The following is a 17,378-nucleotide window of genomic DNA, read 5'->3' as shown; positions in this document are numbered from 1 at the left end:
GTCTATCCTCCTTACCCTTACGGGGGCTTTTGCCCCGAGCCAGCTGCGAGGGGCGGAGAATGATCGAGGCAGTCGGCCTCACGAAGCGCTACGGCGCCAAGACGGCCGTGCACAACCTGTCGTTCCAGGTGCGGCCGGGTACGGTCACCGGCTTCCTGGGACCGAACGGCTCCGGCAAGTCGACGACCATGCGCATGATCGTCGGTCTGGACGTGCCCACGTCCGGCCAGGTGACGATCGGCGGTCTCCCGTACCGCAAGCTGCCCAACGCCCCGCGCCAGGTCGGCGCCCTCCTCGACGCCAAGGCCGTGCACGGCGGCCGCAGCGCCCGCGCCCACCTGCTGTCCCTCGCCCAGCACTCCGGCATCCCGGCCCGCCGCGTCGACGAGGTCCTCGGCGTCGTCGGCCTCCAGGAGGTGGCGAAGAAGCGCTCCAAGGGCTTCTCGCTCGGCATGGGCCAGCGGCTCGGCATCGCCGCCGCGCTTCTCGGCGACCCGCAGGTGCTGCTCTTCGACGAGCCGGTCAACGGTCTCGATCCCGAGGGCATCCTCTGGGTCCGCAACCTCATGAAGCGGCTGGCGGCCGAGGGCCGCACGGTCTTCGTCTCGTCCCACCTGATGAGCGAGATGGCGCTGACCGCCGACCACCTGATCGTCATCGGCCGGGGCCAGCTCATGGCCGACATGAGCGTCAAGGACTTCATCTCCGCGAACTCGGCGGACTTCGCCCGGGTCCGTACGCCCGAGGGCGCGCCGGAGGCGCGCGAGAAGCTCACGTCGGCGCTGGTCGAGGCGGGCGGTCAGGTGCTGCCCGAGCCGGACGGCGCCCTGCGCGTCACCGGGCTGCCCCTGCCCCGGATCAGCGACGTGGCCCACGGCGCGGACGTCCGTCTCTGGGAGCTGTCGCCGCACCAGGCGTCCCTGGAGGAGGCGTACATGCGCATGACCCAGGGCGCGGTCGACTACCGCTCGACGGCGGACCAGCGCGCTGGCTTCCAGCCCCCGGCCCCCGTGCCGGCCCCGGGCTGGCAGCAGCCCGCCGCGCCGCCCGCGGGCTGGGGCGAGCAGGCGTACCCGGTCCTCGCGGGCGAGCGCCCGAACCCGTACGCGCAGACGCAGGCGCAGGCAACCGCACCGGTACCGCCCGCCCCGCCGGCGCAGGCCCCCGCAACGGCACCGCCCGCCGCGCAGGCCGCCCCGCCCGCCCCGCACCAGCCGACCGTGATCGCCGGCGCCCCGGCGCAGCCGCCCGCCCCGGCCGCGCCCGCCGATCTGACCAAGCGCGACAGCGAGGACGCCCGATGACCACCCCGCAGCAGCACCCCGCGCCCCCGCAGCACGCCCCGCAGCAGCCGCCGCTGCCCCAGCCGCCCGCGCCGCCGCAGGCGCCTCCGGCGGCCGCCGTGCCCCAGGCAATGCAGGCACCGCAGGCGCACCCGGCACCCCAGGCGCCGCAGGGCTACTGGCCCGGCCAGGCCCCGGTGGGCGGCGGCTACGTATCACCCATCCCCCTGCGCAGGGCCACCCTCGGCAACGCCCTCGCCGCCGAGTGGACCAAAATCCGCTCGGTCCGGTCCACGATGTGGACCCTCGGCATCATGATCCTGCTGGTCCTCGGCGGCGGTCTGCTGATCGCCGCGCTGACCGACTCCGCGGGCGACTCGCTGGGCACCTCGACCCCGCTGCTGACCCTGGGCCTCTACGGCGTGCTGCTCGGCATCCTGTGCGTGATCACGCTCGGGGTGCTGAGCATCACGACCGAGTACGGCACCGGGCTGATCCGGACGACCCTGACCGCCTGCCCCAGCCGCCCCCGCCTGCTGACCGCCAAGGCGATCGTGTTCGCCGGGCTGGTCTTCACGATCACGCTGGTCTGCACCACGCTGGTGGCCATGGCCGACTCGGCCCTGGTCGGCGATCAGGCGGCCTGGGACCCGAGCGCGTCGGAGTGGCTGCGGGCGACGCTCGGGGTGAGCCTGTTCGTCGCCGCGCTGGGCCTGCTGTCGCTCGCCGTCGGCACCCTGCTGCGGCACTCCGCCGGGGCCATCACAGTCATGCTAGGCGTGCTGCTGCTGCCGTACGTGATCGCGATGTTCATGTTCTCCGAGAGCCTGACGGACCTGCGGTCGGCGCTCATCGACTACTCGATCCCGATCCAGCTGATGGGCCTCTACGTCACCGATGACAGGACGGCCGTCGGCTTCGACGGCGTCACCGGCTGGACCCCGGTGTGGATCATGCTGGGCGTGGCCGCGGCCGCGCTGGCCGGCGCGTACGCCTCGCTGCTCAAGCGGGATGCCTAGGCCTTAATACCTCAATACCTCGACTCAGTGCCTCGGCGCGTTGCGAGACCGCTGGAGCCGTGCGCTCCGGCGGTCTCGTGCGTTCCAGCACGCCTTGTGCCAGTGGCGCCGGTCCTCGACTCCCCCGCCGAACTGCGGCCAGGCGACCACGTGCGGCATCCCGGGCGGGATCTCCTGGTCGCAGCCCGGACAGCGGTAGTGCTTGGCCGCCGCGCCGCCGCCGATCATGCGGACGTTCCACTCCTCGCCCTGCCAGGAGTCCGTGCGCTCCAGCCCGAAGCGCGCACCGCTCTCGTCGCGCGGGAGGGGGGTCTGTTTGTCGGCGCCGCCTCGCGGGCGGTTTCGGCGCGGAGACACGGGGCACCTCGGTGGGTCTGGGGCTACGGGTCGTGACCAGCGTACGCGGCACGGTCACCACCATGGTCCGGCGTCCCCGTGGAGCTATGGCGCTTACTCTCCGATCATCATGAAAACTTCATGCCCAGCCGTACCTTTGGCACGTGTCAGGCGTTATTGCCTCCAGGGGGATGCCGCGTCGGTCGCTAGGAGGTACAAGAGCGATGCGCGTTGGAGCCTTTGTCCTGGCCGCCCAGTTTCCGGGCCAGGGCCATGGGGAGGCGCTGTACAGGGCCGTGCGGTCGGCCGAAGTCGCCGAGGAGGCCGGGCTGGACGCGGTCTGGCTCGCGGAACACCACTTCGTACCGTACGGCGTGTGCCCGTCGGCGGTGACGCTCGCCGCCCTGCTGCTCGGCCGCACGCGCACCCTCGGGGTGGGCACGGCCGTCAGCGTGCTGCCCAATACTCACCCGGTGATTCTGGGCGAGCAGGCGGCGCTGCTGCACCTGACGTCAGGCGGAAGGTTCACTCTGGGGGTGGGCCGCGGCGGGCCGTGGGTCGACCTGGAAGTGTTCAACTCCGGCCTGGGGGCGTACGAAGAGGGGTTCCCGGAGTCGCTCGAATTGCTGATGCGCTGGCTGCGCGAGCCACGGGTGGGCAGCGACGGCAAGCGGTTCGCGTTCCGTGAGGTCCCGGTCGTGCCGCGCCCCGACGAACTGCTGGACGCCAGCGGCGACTCCACCGGCCCGGGCGTGATCGTCGCCTGCACCTCGCCCGCCAGTGTGCGGCTGGCCGCGGCGCACGGGCTGCCGATGCTGCTCGGCATGCACAGCACGGACGAGGAGAAGGCGGAGATGGTGACCCTGTGGCGCAAGTGCGCGCTGGAGGCGGGGAGTTCACCCGAGGAGGTCGCGGCGGCCGGTCATGTGGCGGCCGGAGTGGTCCAGATCGCGGACCGGCGGCAGGAGGCGGCGGAGATGCTGCTCAAGGCGATGCCGGGGTGGCTGCACCACGGGCTGTCGGCGCATGTGACGGTGGACGGCAGGCACCGCGCGATGCGGGACCCGCTGGCGTACACCGAGTTGCTGTGCGACCTCCATCCGGTGGGGCCGCCCGGGCTGTGCGCGGACCGGCTCTCGGCCACCTCCGAGCGGACGGGCATCAGCCGCTTCGCCCTCCTGGCCGAGGGCTCGGGCGATCTGGCGGCCACCGAGGAGAACCTCCGCCGGCTGGGCGCGGAAGTGCTGCCGCTGCTCGCCTGATCCCGTCCCCTGTGCCCCCTCCCCCCTTGCCCGTACGGCACGGGGGTTCCCCGTCGTCCGGCGGGGCTGCCGCCCCCGCTGTCGTCGCACCTCCCGCGTCCCGGAGCGGCAGCACGGACTCGTCAGCAGTCGCGCAGCTCCGGCGACTGGTTCAGCAGCTGGCCACGGATCGAGGTGAAGCGGGCCAGTCGCTCGTCCGCCTCGGAAGCCAGGGGGAAGACCGCCACCCGGTGGCAGTTCTGGAACGCCAGCCGGACCTCGAAGTGTCGCTGCAGTGCACCGCGGATCGCATCACTCGCCAGCGCGCGCAGCAGCTGCCCGCGCGCCTGCTCGTCCGGCGGAGGCGTCCGGTTGTCGGCGAACTCACCGCCGTCGGCCTTGAGCCGGTCCACCAGGGAGCTGATCGTCTCCCATGCGTAGGGCAGGGAGGTCCGGACGCAGTCGACAAATGCGGCTTCGTCGACCTCGCCTCGCTCGGCCTGTTCAAGGAGGGCCGGTGAGACGTCGAGCGACATGGGTTCTCCTCTCGCGACCCCGCGAGCGGGGTCTCAGGGATGGGCGAGCGGACGACGACGCCCCGTACCCGTACGGCGACCGCCCGGTTCAACGGTAATCCGGCCACTGCGGCCCCACCAGGAGAACACCGACAACTGGCCAAAGCCGGAGGGCCCCTTCCAGGGCGAATCGCGTGAAGTGGCAGGAGTCGAGTAGCGTGGCTCACCATGCGTCTCGTCATCGCCCGTTGCTCCGTGGACTACGCGGGCCGGCTCACCGCCCACCTGCCCTCCGCCCCCCGCCTGATTCTGGTCAAGGCGGACGGCAGCGTCTCGATCCACGCGGATGACCGGGCCTACAAGCCCCTGAACTGGATGTCCCCGCCGTGCACCCTCAAGGAGGGCGACGACGTCTGGACGGTGATCAACAAGGCGGGCGAGAAGCTCATCATCACGATGGAGGAGATCCTCCACGACTCCTCGCACGAGCTGGGCGTCGACCCCGGTCTGATCAAGGACGGCGTGGAGGCACACCTCCAGGAGCTGCTCGCGGACCGCATCGAGACCCTCGGCGAGGGCTACACCCTGATCCGCCGCGAGTACCCGACGGCCATCGGCCCGGTCGACATCCTCTGCCGCGACGCGGACGGGGGGACGGTGGCCGTGGAGCTGAAGCGGCGCGGCGAGATCGACGGCGTGGAGCAGCTGACGCGGTACCTGGAGCTGCTGAACCGCGACCCGCACCTGGCGCCGGTGCGCGGGATCTTCGCGGCGCAGGAGATCAAGCCGCAGGCGCGGGTGCTGGCGGCGGACCGGGGGATCGGCTGCGTGGTGCTCGACTACGACGGGCTGCGCGGCATCGAGGACGACAAGCTGCGCCTGTTCTAGGGCGGGGTGCCTTTTCTCTAACCGGGGGCTCCGCCCCCGGACCCCCGGTCCTCAAACTCCCCCAGCTACCGCTGGGAGGTGCCCCCGGACGGGCTGGATTTTCCAGCCCGTCCGGCGTTTGAGGCTGTGCTCGATTTGCGGCTCCGCCGCGCGGTCGCGCGCAGCGCGGTCCCGGGGTCTGGGGCGCAGCCCCCCACGCGGCGGAGCCGCAAATCGATACAGCCGGGAAGGGGCGGGATCGGGGAAAGGAACCCCCCTCACGCCACCGGCGCGCCCGACCCCGTCCCGCCCGCCGTCGGCTGGCCCCCCGGCGCCGGGCCGGAGGCCGACGTGGAGCTGCCCCCGGCCGGCGGCTGCGACGGCTGCACCGTCGGCGGCTTCGGCACCGGCGTGGGCGACGTCCCGCCCCCCGTCTTCGTGGGCGACGGCTGCGACGGCGTCGGCTTCGGCGACTCCCCGCCCCCCGGCGTCCGCGTCGGACTCTGCGACGGCTTCCCCGACGGAGTCGGCGACTGCGTGGCCTGCCCGCCGTCGCCGGGCGACGCGGACGGCGAGGGCCCGGAGGACTCCGCAGGCCCGCTCGGCGCACCGCTCGGCCCCGGCTTCTCCCCCGGCGCCGGCTTGCGCTTCTTGCCGCCCGGCACTCCCGGGCGCCGGTCGTCACCGGCCGCCGGCTCGTCCGCGCTCAGCCCGTGGTCGCCGTCCTGCTGCGACGCGGACTGCCCGGGCTTCACCGTGTCCGAGTGCTTGCCCGTGCTGCCGCCGGACGCGGCGCCGAGCGTCACCACGGTGCCGAGCACGGCGGCAAGCAGCGCACCGGCGCCCGCCGCGGCGAGGTTCCGCTTGTTACCGCCCGCCATCAGCTTCTGGAGCCACGTCTGCCGCACCGCAGGGCGGGCGGCGGCGGGGGCCGCCGGAACCCGGCCGAGGACGGTGGTGGTGGCCGCCGGGTCGGTGGCCGGCCGTACCGGCCGCACCGGCCGCCCCCCGAGCGTGCCGGGCGCCTTCGCGGGCGGCGCCGCCGACTCCTCGCTGCGGGCGTCCGGGACCTCCTCGCCCGCGGACGTCCGGCTGTCCGGCAGCGGAGGCATCTTCGCAGCGGCAGCAGCAGCGACGGCGGCGGCACGCTGCGGTGTGGAGCGCGCCCCCATCGACAGGCCCGAGCGGTCGGCGACCAGCGCCAGGGCGCGCCTCCCGGCGACCGCGCCGCGCTTGTCCGCGAGCACGCCCCGCAGCCCGATGGACGCCTCCAGCTCGGCGCGGGCACGGTCCAGATTGCCCGTGCACAGCGCCAGTACGCCCAACTCGTGGTGGAAATACGCTTCTTCGCCCACCTCGCCCGACAGCCGCGCGGCCTCCTGGCCGAACCGGAGGCTGCGCTCCCAGGCGCCCCAGTGCAGCGCCGCCGCGAAGGCCGGGGCCGCCGTGCGCGCGAGCTGTACGGCGGCCGCGCGGTGGCCGGCGGCGGAGTCGCCGGTGAGGGTGCTCAGCGCGGCGAGGACGGCATCGACCTCGACGGCGATGCGCTCGGGGGTGACGGAGGGGTGCCCGGCCCACCAGGCGTAGTGCCGGGCGGCGGTGTGCGCCTTGTCGGCGGCCTCGCTGCCGTAGTCGGCGGCGAGCAGCTGGTCGGCGACGCCGGCCGCGAGCCGGTAGTGGGAGCCGACCGCGGTGATCAGCCCGCAGGCGAGCAGTTCGCCGACGGCGGCGTCCGCGTGGGTGTCCCCGGCGAGCGCGGGCAGGTGCGCCTGGTGGGGCAGCTCGCCGCCGAGGGCGACGGCGAAGCGCAGGGTCTCGCGGGCCGCCTCGCCGAGCCGGGAGGCGAGCATGACGACGGGGGCCGCGGCCTGGGCGAGGGTGGGCAGCGGCACGGCGGCCCGCTCGGCCCCGTCACCGGAGCCGTCGGCGCCTCCGGAGCTGCTGGAGCTGCTGGAGCTGCTGGAGTCACCCGCGCCCCGCGGCACGCCCGCCCCGTCGGCGTCGCCCGCCGCATCCGCGTACGGCCGCTCGGCGAAGACGCCGAACTCCTCGACGGCGTCCGGCGCGGCGGCCAGCACGTCCCGGTGCCGCAGCAGCGCCCCGGCCTGGACGAACCGCAGCGGCAGGCCCTCGGACTCGAACCACAGGTCCGCCGCCCAGTTGGCCTCCTCGTCGGTGAGCGGCCGGTCCACGGCCCGCTCCAGCAGCTCCAGGCAGCCGGTGCGGTCGAGCCCGCCGAGGAAGACCTCCTCCACATGGGAGTCGGCGGACGGGGCGGCGACGTCCGGGGTGGCGGCGAGCAGGAAGGCGCACTCGGGGGTGGCGTCGAGCAGCTCGTCGAGCGCGCTGCCGCCGAACTCGAGGTCGTCCAGGACGACGACGGCGCCGATCTCGTGCACCGCGGCCAGCAGCTCGGCGCGGTCGAGGCGGTGCAGGGGCGCGTGGTGGACGGCGGCGAACAGCTCGTACAGCAGGTCGGCGGCGGTGCGGTGGTGGCCGTTGAGCCGGACGATGCCGTCGGGGGCCAGGTCCGCGCAGTCCTCGGCGACAGCGGCCAGCAGGGCCGTGCGGCCGGAGCCGGAGGGGCCGGTGAGGCGGACGGAGCGGCCGCGCGAGATCAGCCGGCCCAGTCTCTCGCGCTCCTCCTCGCGGTGCAGCAGGGGCAGCTCGGGGCCGGCCTGGCGGGCCGGGAGCGGCGGGGCGGCGGCGCGGCGCAGCTCGGCGCGCTCCTCGGGGCCGTGGCGCTCCGGGCGCGCGGGCAGCGCGCCGGGCGGGCAGGGCTCTATCTCGCTGCCGTCCACGGGATTGACGGTGAGCAGGTAGTCGCCGGTGACGAGCTGGACGACACGGACCGGGCCCTGGGCGGTTTCCGGGGCCGGGAGTCCCTCGCGGGGCGGGCGGCGCTTGCCGCCGCCGTCGGCGGCGGGAGTGCGCTCGTCGTCGCGGAGTTCGCCGGATCCCGGGTTCGTCGGGTCCATGGTTGTTCAGCCCCCCATGATGCGTGGCGTGCCGTCGTGCCCTCGGCCTGTCCGCACTCCTTCGACCTCCGGCCGGGAGCTGCCCGGGCCGTCGCTTCACGGTCCGGTGCCCGCCGTGGGCTTCTTGGGCGGCGGGAAACCGAACAGACCTTGGCACAGTATCTACGACCCGGGGGGTGGGTCGGCGCCACGGGACGTCACAGTCTCGTGAGAATCGGGGTACTCGCGCCGCAGGGGGCTCACCGGGCCCATCCGGCGCCCCGTCTCACACGCCGTCCGATCGGTGGGCTCACCCGTGGGTCTCACACGGGAGGTCTCACACGTGGGGCAGGGACTGCCGCCGTTCCGGGCCGGTGGAGTCCTCGATGGCGAGGATGCGGTGCAGCCGGGTGGCGACCAGGACCCGCTGCATCCGGTCCGGCACCCCGCGCAGGACGAGCCGTCGGCCGGCGCGCCCGGCGCGGCGGTGGGCGCTCATGATGACGCCGAGCCCGGTGGCGTCCCAGGAGTCCAGCTCGGTCAGGTCGAGGACGAGGTCGCCCCGGCCGGCGTCGAGGGCGGAGTGCAGGACCGTTCGGGCGTCCGCCGCGCTTCGGACGTCGAGGCGTCCCCCGACGACCAGTTCGGCGTGGTCGCCCCTGATGTGCATATGCGCTCCCGGGAGTGGTGCGGTGCGTGATGTGGTCGTGGCTCTAAAGAACTGACTGCCTCTCACACGACAAAGTTGCCGCTTGTAAGCGATCCGATACCGAAATCACCCTGAGGGGTGACTCCGGTGGACGGTGCAGCCTCAGTGCTGATAGAAGCCCTGCCCGCTCTTGCGGCCGAGGTCACCCGCGTCGACCATGCGGCGCATCAGCTCCGGGGCGGCGAACTTCTCGTCCCGGCACTCGGTGTAGATGTTGTCCATGGCGTGCAGCAGGATGTCCACGCCCGTCAGGTCGACGGTCGCCAGCGGGCCCATGGCGTGCCCGAAGCCCAGCTTGCAGGCGATGTCGATGTCCTCGGCGCTGGCCACACCGGACTCGTACAGCTTCGCGGCCTCGGCTACGAGCGCCGCGATGAGCCGGGTGGTGACGAAGCCCGCGACGTCGCGGTTGACCACGATGCAGGTCTTGCCGACGCCCTCGGCGAACTCACGGGCCGTCGCCAGGGTGGCGTCGCTGGTCTTGTGACCGCGCACCAGCTCGCACAGCTGCATCATCGGCACCGGCGAGAAGAAGTGCGTGCCGACGACCCGCTCCGGGCGCCGGGTCGCCGCCGCGATCTTGGTGATCGGGATGGCGGAGGTGTTGGAGGCGAGCACCGTCTCGTCCTTCACGATGCCGTCCAGGGTGCGGAAGATCTCCCGCTTGACGTCGACGTCCTCGAAGACCGCCTCGACGACGATGTCGGCGTCGGCCACGGCGTCCAGGTCGGTGGTGGGCGTGATCCGGCCGAACGCCTGCTCGGCGTCCTCGGCGGCGAGCTTGCCCTTGGAGACGAACTTGTCGTACGAGGCCCGGATGCCGTCCGTGCCGCGCCGCAGCGCCTCGTCGGTGACGTCCCGCAGCACGACGTCCCACCCGGCCTGGGCGGAGACCTGGGCGATTCCGGAGCCCATCAGTCCGGCCCCGATGACGGCGAGCTTCTTGGCCACGGCTGTCCCCTTACTCCCTGTGCAGGTGTCTGTGCGTTGCGGCTCTCGGCCGGACCTTAGCGCCCGGGGAGGCGCCCGTGGGGGGTAAGAGATGCGCGTCACGTCCCATTTGACGGACATCACACCGGGACGGCCACCGGCTGTGCCCCGGGGAGCAGTTGGGGCGCGTATGCCCCGTACGCCCCGCGCCCCCGCCGGGCCCGGTCGGCCCGTCAGCCGGTCAGCCGGTCACGGCGCCGGGGTGTAGGACAGCAGCCGCTCGCTCAGCAGGTCCTCGATCTCGTCCAGCAGGACGAGCGCCTCGCGGGACGTCTTCGCCACCGGGCGCCCCGCCACCAGCTCGCGCTGGACGAACTCCACGACGTGGGCCTGGACCCAGCCCAGCTGACTGGCCACCAGCGCGGGCAGCGGCCCGGCCCTCTCCCCCGCCTCCTCGGCGAGCAGCCCGGCGAGCCGGTCGGTGGCGCGGCGCCGCATGTCGAAGACCCGGGAGCGGAGCGACTGCGACTCCTCGATGACGCGGACGAACCGGTCGTACCCCTCGACGAGCCCCACCCGCGGCGAGACGGCTACCACCTCGGCGCGCAGGGCGCGCAGCACGGCGCGGGCCGGGGGCTCGCCCGCGGGGCGGCCGCGGACGACCGACGCGAGCCAGTCGACGGCGTCGTCCTCGCGGTCGAGGAAGAGGTCCTCTTTCGTCCCGAAGTAGTTGTAGACGGTGTTGACGGAGACGTCCGCGGCCGCGGCGACGTCCGCGATCGTCACGGCGTCGAAGCCGCGCTCCAGGAACAGACCGGTCGCCACGTCCGAGATGTGCTGCCTGGTCTGCCGTTTCTTGCGTTCCCTGAGCCCTTCCGCCATGCCCTCATCGTAGCTTCGCCGCACTCCCTGAAAATTTGGAGTCATTGCAAACTTTCAGAGACTCTGCTTTTCTTGCCGTCATGAGCACAGACCTGGACCCGGCCCCGAACCCGAACCCGCTCAGCATCAGCACCTCCGGGCTCGCCCGGACCTTCGCGACCCCGCGCGGGCCGGTCGAAGCCGTGCGCGGCATCGACCTGGCCGTCCGGCGCGGCGAGATCCTCGGCCTCCTGGGCCCCAACGGCGCGGGCAAGACCACCACCCTGCGCATGCTCACCACGCTGCTCGCGCCCACCGGGGGCAGCGCGACCGTCGCCGGGCACGACCTCGTCCGCGACCCTGTGGGCGTGCGCCGCCGCATCGGCTACGTCGCCCAGTCCGGCGGCGTCGACCCCACGGTGTCGGTCCGCGAGGAACTCGTGACCCAGGGCCGCCTCTACCGGCTCCGCAAGCCCGAGGCCGAGTCCCGCGCCGAGGAGCTGGCGGCCGGACTCGGCCTGACGGAGCTGCTGGAGCGGCCCTGCGCCGCGCTCTCCGGCGGCCAGCGGCGGCGGCTCGACATCGCCATGGCCCTCACCCACCGGCCCGAGGTCCTCTTCCTCGACGAGCCGACCACCGGCCTCGACCCCGGCAGCCGCGCCGACCTCTGGGACCTCGTCCGGCGCATCCGCGCCGAGCGCGGCACGACCGTCCTGCTCACCACCCACTACCTCGACGAGGCCGACGCGCTCGCCGACCGGCTGGTCGTCGTCGACCGCGGCACGGTCGCGGCCGCAGGCACCCCGGCGGACCTCAAGATCCGGTACGCGGGCTCGGCCACCGCCCCGCTCCAGGACGCGTTCCTGGCCATCACCGGGCGCGGCCCGGCGCAGCAGGAGGCGGCTCCCATAGCCGTCTAGACAGTCCTCTTCATCCCTCCCAGCCGCACAGGAGCCCCGACCGTGCCTGCCGTCCCCTCCGGTTTTCTCTCCGACACCGCGCTCGTCTTCGGCCGCTACGCACGCCAGACACTGCGCTCCAAGGCCGCCATGACCTTCGGCGCGCTCATGCCCACCCTCTACCTCGTCCTCTACGGACCACTGCTCACCGACGTGCCGCTGGGCGGCCGGGGCTCGTCCTGGCAGGTCCTGGTACCGGGCCTGCTCCTCCAACTCGCCCTCTTCGGGGCGACCTTCGCCGGCCTCGGCCTGATCATCGAAAAGCAGCACGGCATCGTCGAGCGGATGCGAGTGACCCCGGTCAGCAGGCTCGCCCTGCTCCTGGGCCGGGTGCTGCGGGACGCGGCGGTGCTCACCGCGCAGTCGGTGCTGCTGGTCCTCGTCGCCCTCGCCCTGGGGCTGCGCGCGCCCCTGCCCGGCGTGCTCATCGGCTTCGTCTTCACGGCCGCGCTGGCGCTGTCGCTGGCCGCCCTGTCGTACACGCTGGCCATGAAGGCCGCCGCGCCGCAGTCCTTCGCGCCGGTCGTCAACGCGCTCAACATGCCCGCGATGCTGCTGTCCGGCCTCCTGCTGCCCATGTCCCTCGCGCCCGGCTGGCTCGACACGCTCTCGCACGCGATGCCGCTGCGCTATCTGGTGGACGCGGTGCGGGCGGCGTTCGTCGGCGACTACGGCGGGACGGCCGTGCTGCGCGGCGCCCTGTGCGCGGCTGCGCTGGTCACCGTGTCCGTGGCGGTGGGCACAAGGTACTTCCGCCGGGCCGGGGCGTAGCTAGGCTCGTACACATGGTCCATCTGACGCGCATCTACACCCGCACCGGCGACGACGGCACGACCGCCCTCGGCGACATGAGCCGCACCGTCAAGACCGACACCCGCATCGCGGCGTACGCCGACGCAAACGAGGCGAACGCCGCGATCGGGGTGGCCATCGCGCTCGGGCAGCTGCCACCGGAGGTCGTGAAGGTCCTCGTACGGGTCCAGAACGACCTGTTCGACGTGGGGGCGGATCTGGCGACGCCGGTGGTGGAGGAGCCGCCTTCTTCCAAAAAGACAACGGCCCCGCCGCTGCGGGTGGAGCAGTCCTACATCGACAAGCTGGAGGCGGACTGCGACCACTTCCTGGAGCCGCTGGAGAAGCTCCGCAGCTTCATCCTGCCCGGCGGCACGCCGGGGGCCGCGCTGCTGCACCAGGCGTGCACGGTGGTGCGGCGGGCGGAGCGGTCGACGTGGGCGGCGCTGGAGCTGCACGCGGACATCATGAACCCGCTGACGGCGACGTATCTGAACCGCCTCTCGGACCTGCTCTTCATCCTCGCGCGGGTGGCGAACCAGGAGGTGGGGGACGTGCTGTGGGTGCCGGGCGAGAACCGGTAGGGGGGCCGCCCTGCGGGGCTTTTCCCCCACCCCGCCCCTTCCCGGCTGTATCGATTTGCGGCTACAGCGGGAAGGGGCGGGGTGGGGTGGGGAAAGGCCCGCCGCAGGCGCCCCTACCCCAAACCCCCCTCCACCGCCGACATCAGCGTGCCGCTGTCACCCGACATCTCCCAGATCATCACCCCGCCCAGCCCCTTCCCCTTCAGCCAGGCCGTCTTCTTGCCGATCGACCACACGTCGTCGAAGGTCCACCACTGCCCACCGTCCCCGGTGTACCCGTACGTCGCCACCGCCTGCTCGTCGTGATACACCGTCAGATTGGCAACAGACGCAAGCAGGTTGTCGTAGCCCCGCGTGCCCGACTCCTCCGGGAACTGGCCGGGGGCCGCGCCGCCCGCCTGCTGCCAGGTGCCGTGTGTGCCGCCGTCCGCGACCTGCTGCCAGCCGCGGCCGTAGAAGGCCAGGCCCAGCATCAGCTTCCGGGGGTCGACCCCGGCGTCGAGGTAGGTCTGGACGGTCTTGTCCACGCTGAACTTCGTGGCGTACGGGTCCTTGGCGTCCTGGTAGAGGTTCCCCTGGTGCCCCGTGCGGTTGGGCTCCCAGCTGTTGTCGCTGCCGGAGCCGTGGAAGTCGTAGCCCTGGACGTTGGCGAAGTCCATGTAGTCGAAGACGCTGGGCGTGCCGTCCTTCGTGGTGATGTCCCAGCCCGCGTCGATCTTCGCCGGGTCGGCCGGGGTGAAGGCCGTGAGCAGGTACTTCTTACCCGTCGTCGCACTCAGCGCATCGAGCTGCCTGCGGAACTCCGCGAAGAGCAGCGTGTTGCCTGCCTTGTCGTCCTTGGAGACGTGGTTGCCCGCATGCCCATCGGAGCCCGGCCACTCCCAGTCGATGTCGAAGCCGTCGAAGATCCCCGCGGCCGTGCCCGCGCCGCCGCGTCCGTTGCCGGCCGGCAGGTTGCCCTTGATGTACATGTCGATGCAGGACTGGACGAACTTCTTCCGCGAGGCGTCGGTCTTGACGACATCGGAGAAGTACTTGCTGTAGGTCCAGCCGCCGATGGAGATGTTGACCTTCAGCTTGGGGTACTTGACCTTGAGCTTCTTCAGCTGGTTGAAGTTGCCCGCCAGCGGCTGGTCCCAGGTGTCGCCGACGCCGTCGACGGACTCCCCGGCACCGAAGCCCTTCTCGTAGTCGGCCCAGGAGTCGCCCGCGCCGTCGCCCTGGCTGGGGTCCTGGGGGTTGGAGCCGGTGGCCTTGGTGACGCCGTTGAGGCAGGTCAGATTGGCCGGATCGATATTGGAGAAGGCGTAGTTGAGGTGGGTGAGGCGCGAGGCGGCGCCCGTTGCGTCGAGGGACTTCACGGTGTACCCGCGGCCGTAGATGCCCCACTGCACGAAGTAGCCGACCTTGGCGTGGTCGCCGCCCGGCTGGGGGTCGCCGCCCCCGCCCGTGGTGCGCACGGTCAGCGGGCCGCTGGCCGGGCCCGTCCGGTCGGCGGTGTCACGGGCGACGACCGTATAGGTGTACTCGGTGCCGGCCGTCAGGCCCGTGTCCGTGTAGGCCAGCTTGGCCACCGTCGCGACCTTGGCCGTGCCCCGGTAGACGTCGTAGTTCTTGATGCCCTTGTCGGCCGTGGCGGCCGCCCACTTCAGCGAGACGCTGGTGGCGGTGACGGCCGTGGCGACCGGCGTGCCGGGGGCGCCGGGCGGCTGCCCCGTCGAGGAGCCGTCGCACGCGCCGCCGTTGAGCCTGCAGCCCGCCGGGGCGCCGTCGCCGGCCGCCACGAAGCCGAAGGTGACGCTGGCACCGGGGGCGATCGTGCCGTTGTACTCGCGGTTCCTGGCCGTGTAGTGGGTGCCGGAGGAGGTGACGAGGGCGTCCCAGTACGAGCCGACCGTCGTCGTGGCGGGGAAGTCCCACTCCACGGTCCAGCCGTCGATGTTGGCGGTGCCGGTGTTCTTCACCGTCCACTCGCCCTGGAAGCCGGTCCCCCAGTCGGAGGTCTTGACGAATGCCGCCGTGGCCGAGGGCGCGGCGTGCGCCGGGGCCGCGAGGCCGATGAGGGCGGCGGCGGGGAGCAGCAGCGCGGCGAACGCCGCGGTCACGGCTCTCGGCACGGCTCCGGGTATGAGGCGTCTGCGATGTCCTGACGTTCCTGTGCTCAAGGGTGCTCCTCGAGTGAGGTCCGGACTGGTGGGGGGTGCGCGTTGTGAGGGGAGCGTAAAAAGGTCCGTACCAATGGTCAAGAGGTCTGGACCAGGCCGCGACTAGACCCGGGTCAGACCCAACTCCTGTGCCAGCACGGCCGCTTGGACCCTGCTGCGCAGTTCCAGCTTCGCCAGCAGCCGGCTCACATGCGTCTTCACCGTCGCCTCGGCCATGCCCAGCCGCCCCGCCAGCTCCGCGTTCGACAGCCCCTGCCCCAGGCAGACCAGCACCTCGCGCTCCCGGCGGGTCAGCGCGTCCAGGACCGCCGGGTCGGGACCGTCCGCCCGGCGTACGGGCGTGGGGCGGGCGAACTCCGCGATGAGGCGGCGCGTGACGGCCGGGGAGATCAGGCCCTCGCCGCGCGCCACGGTCCGCACCGCCTCGACCAGGTCGGCGGCCTCGCTGTCCTTCAGCAGGAACCCCGCCGCCCCCGCGCGCAGCGCCCCGAAGACGTACTCGTCCAGGTCGAAGGTGGTCAGTACGAGCACATCGGCGAGCCCCTCGCCGGTGATCCGCCGGGTCGCGGAGACGCCGTCCAGCCGTGGCATCTGAATGTCCATCAGCACGAGGTCCGGGCGCAGCCCGCGGGCCAGCCGCACGGCCTCCTCCCCGTCCGCGGCCTCCCCCACGACCTCGATCCCGGCCGCCGAGCGCAGGATGAGCACCAGCCCGGACCGCACGGCGGCCTGGTCCTCGGCCACGACGACGCGGACGGTCCGCGCCGGGCCCTCCTCCTGCTCGCCGTGAGTCCCGATTCCGTCCGCCGTCAACGCTTCCGCTTCCTCCGTCACGCTTCCTCCTCGGACACGGGCAGCACCGCCCGCACCTGCCACGTCTTCCCGCCGTCCCCCTCCACCGGCCCGGCGCCGAACTCCCCGCCCAGCAGCGCCACCCGCTCCCGCATGCCGACCAGGCCCGCCCCCGCCCCCGGGGCGCGCGGGCCCGAGCGGTCGCCCAGCGGGCTGACCACCCGCACCGTCAACGGCCCCGCGCCGCCCCTCCCCCGGGTCAGCTCCACCGTGACGCCGCCCGGCGCCGCGTGCTTCACCGCATTGGTCAGCGACTCCTGCACGATCCGGTACGCCGCCAGCTCGACCGGCGCCGGCAGCCGCCCCGTGCCGCGCCTGTCGTACAGGCCGAAGGAGAAGCGCTCGTCCGCCACGGCGGAACGGGCCTGGGCCAGCAGCACGTCCAGACCCGCGAGGGTGGGCGTGGCGGCCGGCTCGTCCTGCCCGCCGGCCTGCCGCAGCAGGCCGATCAGGCGGCGCATCTCGGCGAGGCCCTGCACGCTGTTCTCCCGGATGACGCCCAGCGCCTCGCGGGACGCCCCCGGCTCGTCGATGGAGAGCGCCGCCGAGGAGTGGATGGCGATCGCCGACAGGTGCCCGGCGACCATGTCGTGCAGCTCGCGCGCCATCCGGGCGCGCTCCGCGCCGACCGCCTCGCGCCGGTCCAGCTCGGCCAGCAGCGCGGTCCGCTCGGCGGCCAGCCGCGCCGCCTCCGCGGCGTCCCGGTGCACGCGGACGCCCACCCCGGTCCAGGCGGGCGCCACGGTGACGACGCCCAGCCCGATGCCGACCAGCAGCGCCGCCGGCTCGCGCATCAGCGCCACGGCCAGCAGCGTGCCCAGCACGGTGAGCACCTCGGTGGCGCGCGGAATGCGCCGGTAGGCGGCCGGGGACCCGTAGAGCACCGCCGCGTAGACGAGGTCGGTGAACATGCCGACGTTCGCCACCAGGCTGCCCGCGCACACGTCCAGCGCGAGCGCCCCCGTCCCGACGGCGAGACCCGTCAGCGGGGCGATGCGGCGGAGCAGCTCGGCACCGGCCATGACGGCCAGCGCCACCAGCGCCACCCGCTTCGGCACCGCCGGCAGCGCCGGGGCGCTGCTCAGCCCGAGCGCGTACAGCAGGATCCCGCCGAGCAGCCCGGAGAGCGCGATGAGGATCGCGGTCCGGTCGGGCGGACGGAGCGGGAGACGGCCGGGCATGGGTCCATCTCAGCACGCCGGAGCGGATGGGGACGTCCGCCGGCCGGGCCGCCGCCGGGGCCCGCAGTACATCGAAGGATGCAGTCGCGGATCGTCGTGCGCGACGACGAATCGGCGCCCGGCGGAC

Annotated in this window: 16 protein-coding genes; 7 read left to right on the top strand and 9 right to left on the bottom strand. The window is 73.2% G+C overall.

The genetic code is table 11. The annotated features are described in order from the left end of the window. Positions 1–59: 59 nt before the first annotated feature. Together AC1Z4A_RS22555 and AC1Z4A_RS22550 are read left to right on the top strand one after the other, a co-directional pair. Positions 60–1,304, top strand: a complete 1,245-nt coding sequence (locus tag AC1Z4A_RS22555) for an ABC transporter ATP-binding protein (RefSeq protein WP_483681531.1) — start codon at positions 60–62, stop codon at positions 1,302–1,304. Positions 1,305–1,414: 110 nt separating this feature from the next. Beyond that, on the top strand, positions 1,415–2,302 hold the full coding sequence (locus AC1Z4A_RS22550) for an ABC transporter permease (protein ID WP_483683688.1): 888 nt from the start codon (positions 1,415–1,417) through the stop codon (positions 2,300–2,302). Between the two features lie 24 nt (positions 2,303–2,326). Here the strand turns inward: AC1Z4A_RS22550 and AC1Z4A_RS22545 are convergent, their stop codons facing one another. After that, on the bottom strand, positions 2,327–2,659 hold the full coding sequence (locus AC1Z4A_RS22545; RefSeq protein ID WP_483681529.1) for an ATP/GTP-binding protein: 333 nt from the start codon (positions 2,657–2,659) through the stop codon (positions 2,327–2,329). A 203-nt stretch (positions 2,660–2,862) separates the two neighbouring features. Between AC1Z4A_RS22545 and AC1Z4A_RS22540 the strand changes: the two genes are divergently transcribed. After that, positions 2,863–3,900 carry an LLM class flavin-dependent oxidoreductase gene (locus tag AC1Z4A_RS22540; protein WP_483681527.1) on the top strand — a complete coding sequence of 346 codons (1,038 nt, stop codon included), beginning with the start codon at positions 2,863–2,865 and terminating at the stop codon, positions 3,898–3,900. Positions 3,901–4,022: 122 nt separating this feature from the next. Here AC1Z4A_RS22540 and AC1Z4A_RS22535 read toward each other — a convergent pair whose 3' ends face one another. Then, on the bottom strand, positions 4,023–4,415 hold the full coding sequence (locus AC1Z4A_RS22535) for an SCO5389 family protein (protein WP_483681525.1): 393 nt from the start codon (positions 4,413–4,415) through the stop codon (positions 4,023–4,025). Between the two features lie 207 nt (positions 4,416–4,622). Between AC1Z4A_RS22535 and nucS the strand changes: the two genes are divergently transcribed. Beyond that, positions 4,623–5,282 carry an endonuclease NucS gene (gene nucS, locus AC1Z4A_RS22530; protein WP_483681523.1) on the top strand — a complete coding sequence of 220 codons (660 nt, stop codon included), beginning with the start codon at positions 4,623–4,625 and terminating at the stop codon, positions 5,280–5,282. A gap of 257 nt (positions 5,283–5,539) precedes the next feature. Here the strand turns inward: nucS and AC1Z4A_RS22525 are convergent, their stop codons facing one another. The 4 genes from AC1Z4A_RS22525 to AC1Z4A_RS22510 all read right to left on the bottom strand — a co-directional run bounded on the left by AC1Z4A_RS22525 (position 5,540) and on the right by AC1Z4A_RS22510 (position 10,739). After that, positions 5,540–8,239 (bottom strand): ATP-binding protein, encoded by a 2,700-nt coding sequence (locus AC1Z4A_RS22525; RefSeq protein ID WP_483681521.1) that lies wholly within the window; start codon positions 8,237–8,239, stop codon positions 5,540–5,542. A gap of 316 nt (positions 8,240–8,555) precedes the next feature. Next, positions 8,556–8,888 carry an STAS domain-containing protein gene (locus AC1Z4A_RS22520; protein ID WP_483681519.1) on the bottom strand — a complete coding sequence of 111 codons (333 nt, stop codon included), beginning with the start codon at positions 8,886–8,888 and terminating at the stop codon, positions 8,556–8,558. Positions 8,889–9,029: 141 nt separating this feature from the next. Next, complete coding sequence (locus tag AC1Z4A_RS22515; RefSeq protein ID WP_483681517.1) at positions 9,030–9,878, bottom strand: 3-hydroxyacyl-CoA dehydrogenase family protein; 849 nt, start codon at positions 9,876–9,878, stop codon at positions 9,030–9,032. Between the two features lie 228 nt (positions 9,879–10,106). Continuing rightward, complete coding sequence (locus AC1Z4A_RS22510) at positions 10,107–10,739, bottom strand: TetR/AcrR family transcriptional regulator (protein WP_483681515.1); 633 nt, start codon at positions 10,737–10,739, stop codon at positions 10,107–10,109. A gap of 80 nt (positions 10,740–10,819) precedes the next feature. Here AC1Z4A_RS22510 and AC1Z4A_RS22505 point away from each other — a divergent pair, with 80 nt between their 5' ends. Genes AC1Z4A_RS22505 through AC1Z4A_RS22495 form a run of 3 tightly spaced genes read left to right on the top strand, consistent with a single transcriptional unit; the run spans position 10,820 to position 13,053 of the window. Then, the gene (locus tag AC1Z4A_RS22505) at positions 10,820–11,638 is read left to right on the top strand and encodes an ABC transporter ATP-binding protein (protein ID WP_483681513.1); all 819 of its coding nucleotides are present in this window, start codon (positions 10,820–10,822) and stop codon (positions 11,636–11,638) included. A 42-nt stretch (positions 11,639–11,680) separates the two neighbouring features. Then, a complete protein-coding gene (locus AC1Z4A_RS22500) occupies positions 11,681–12,448 on the top strand; it encodes an ABC transporter permease (protein WP_483681511.1) in 768 nt (255 codons plus the stop codon). A 14-nt stretch (positions 12,449–12,462) separates the two neighbouring features. Next, positions 12,463–13,053: a cob(I)yrinic acid a,c-diamide adenosyltransferase gene (locus tag AC1Z4A_RS22495; RefSeq protein WP_483681509.1), complete on the top strand. Its 591-nt coding sequence runs from the start codon at positions 12,463–12,465 to the stop codon at positions 13,051–13,053. Between the two features lie 113 nt (positions 13,054–13,166). On the opposite strand, the gene AC1Z4A_RS22490 is transcribed toward AC1Z4A_RS22495, so the two are convergent. The 3 genes from AC1Z4A_RS22490 to AC1Z4A_RS22480 all read right to left on the bottom strand — a co-directional run bounded on the left by AC1Z4A_RS22490 (position 13,167) and on the right by AC1Z4A_RS22480 (position 17,251). Further along, complete coding sequence (locus AC1Z4A_RS22490; protein ID WP_483681507.1) at positions 13,167–15,170, bottom strand: glycosyl hydrolase family 18 protein; 2,004 nt, start codon at positions 15,168–15,170, stop codon at positions 13,167–13,169. 150 nt (positions 15,171–15,320) lie between these two features. Beyond that, positions 15,321–16,016, bottom strand: coding sequence for a response regulator (locus AC1Z4A_RS22485; RefSeq protein WP_483683687.1), 696 nt, complete (start codon positions 16,014–16,016; stop codon positions 15,321–15,323). 32 nt (positions 16,017–16,048) lie between these two features. Beyond that, positions 16,049–17,251 (bottom strand): sensor histidine kinase, encoded by a 1,203-nt coding sequence (locus AC1Z4A_RS22480; protein ID WP_483681505.1) that lies wholly within the window; start codon positions 17,249–17,251, stop codon positions 16,049–16,051. Between the last annotated feature and the right edge of the window lie 127 nt (positions 17,252–17,378).

It is taken from the genome of Streptomyces sp. 17_S59 (genome assembly GCF_056930295.1).
This window is presented reverse-complemented; position numbering and strand designations above follow the sequence as displayed.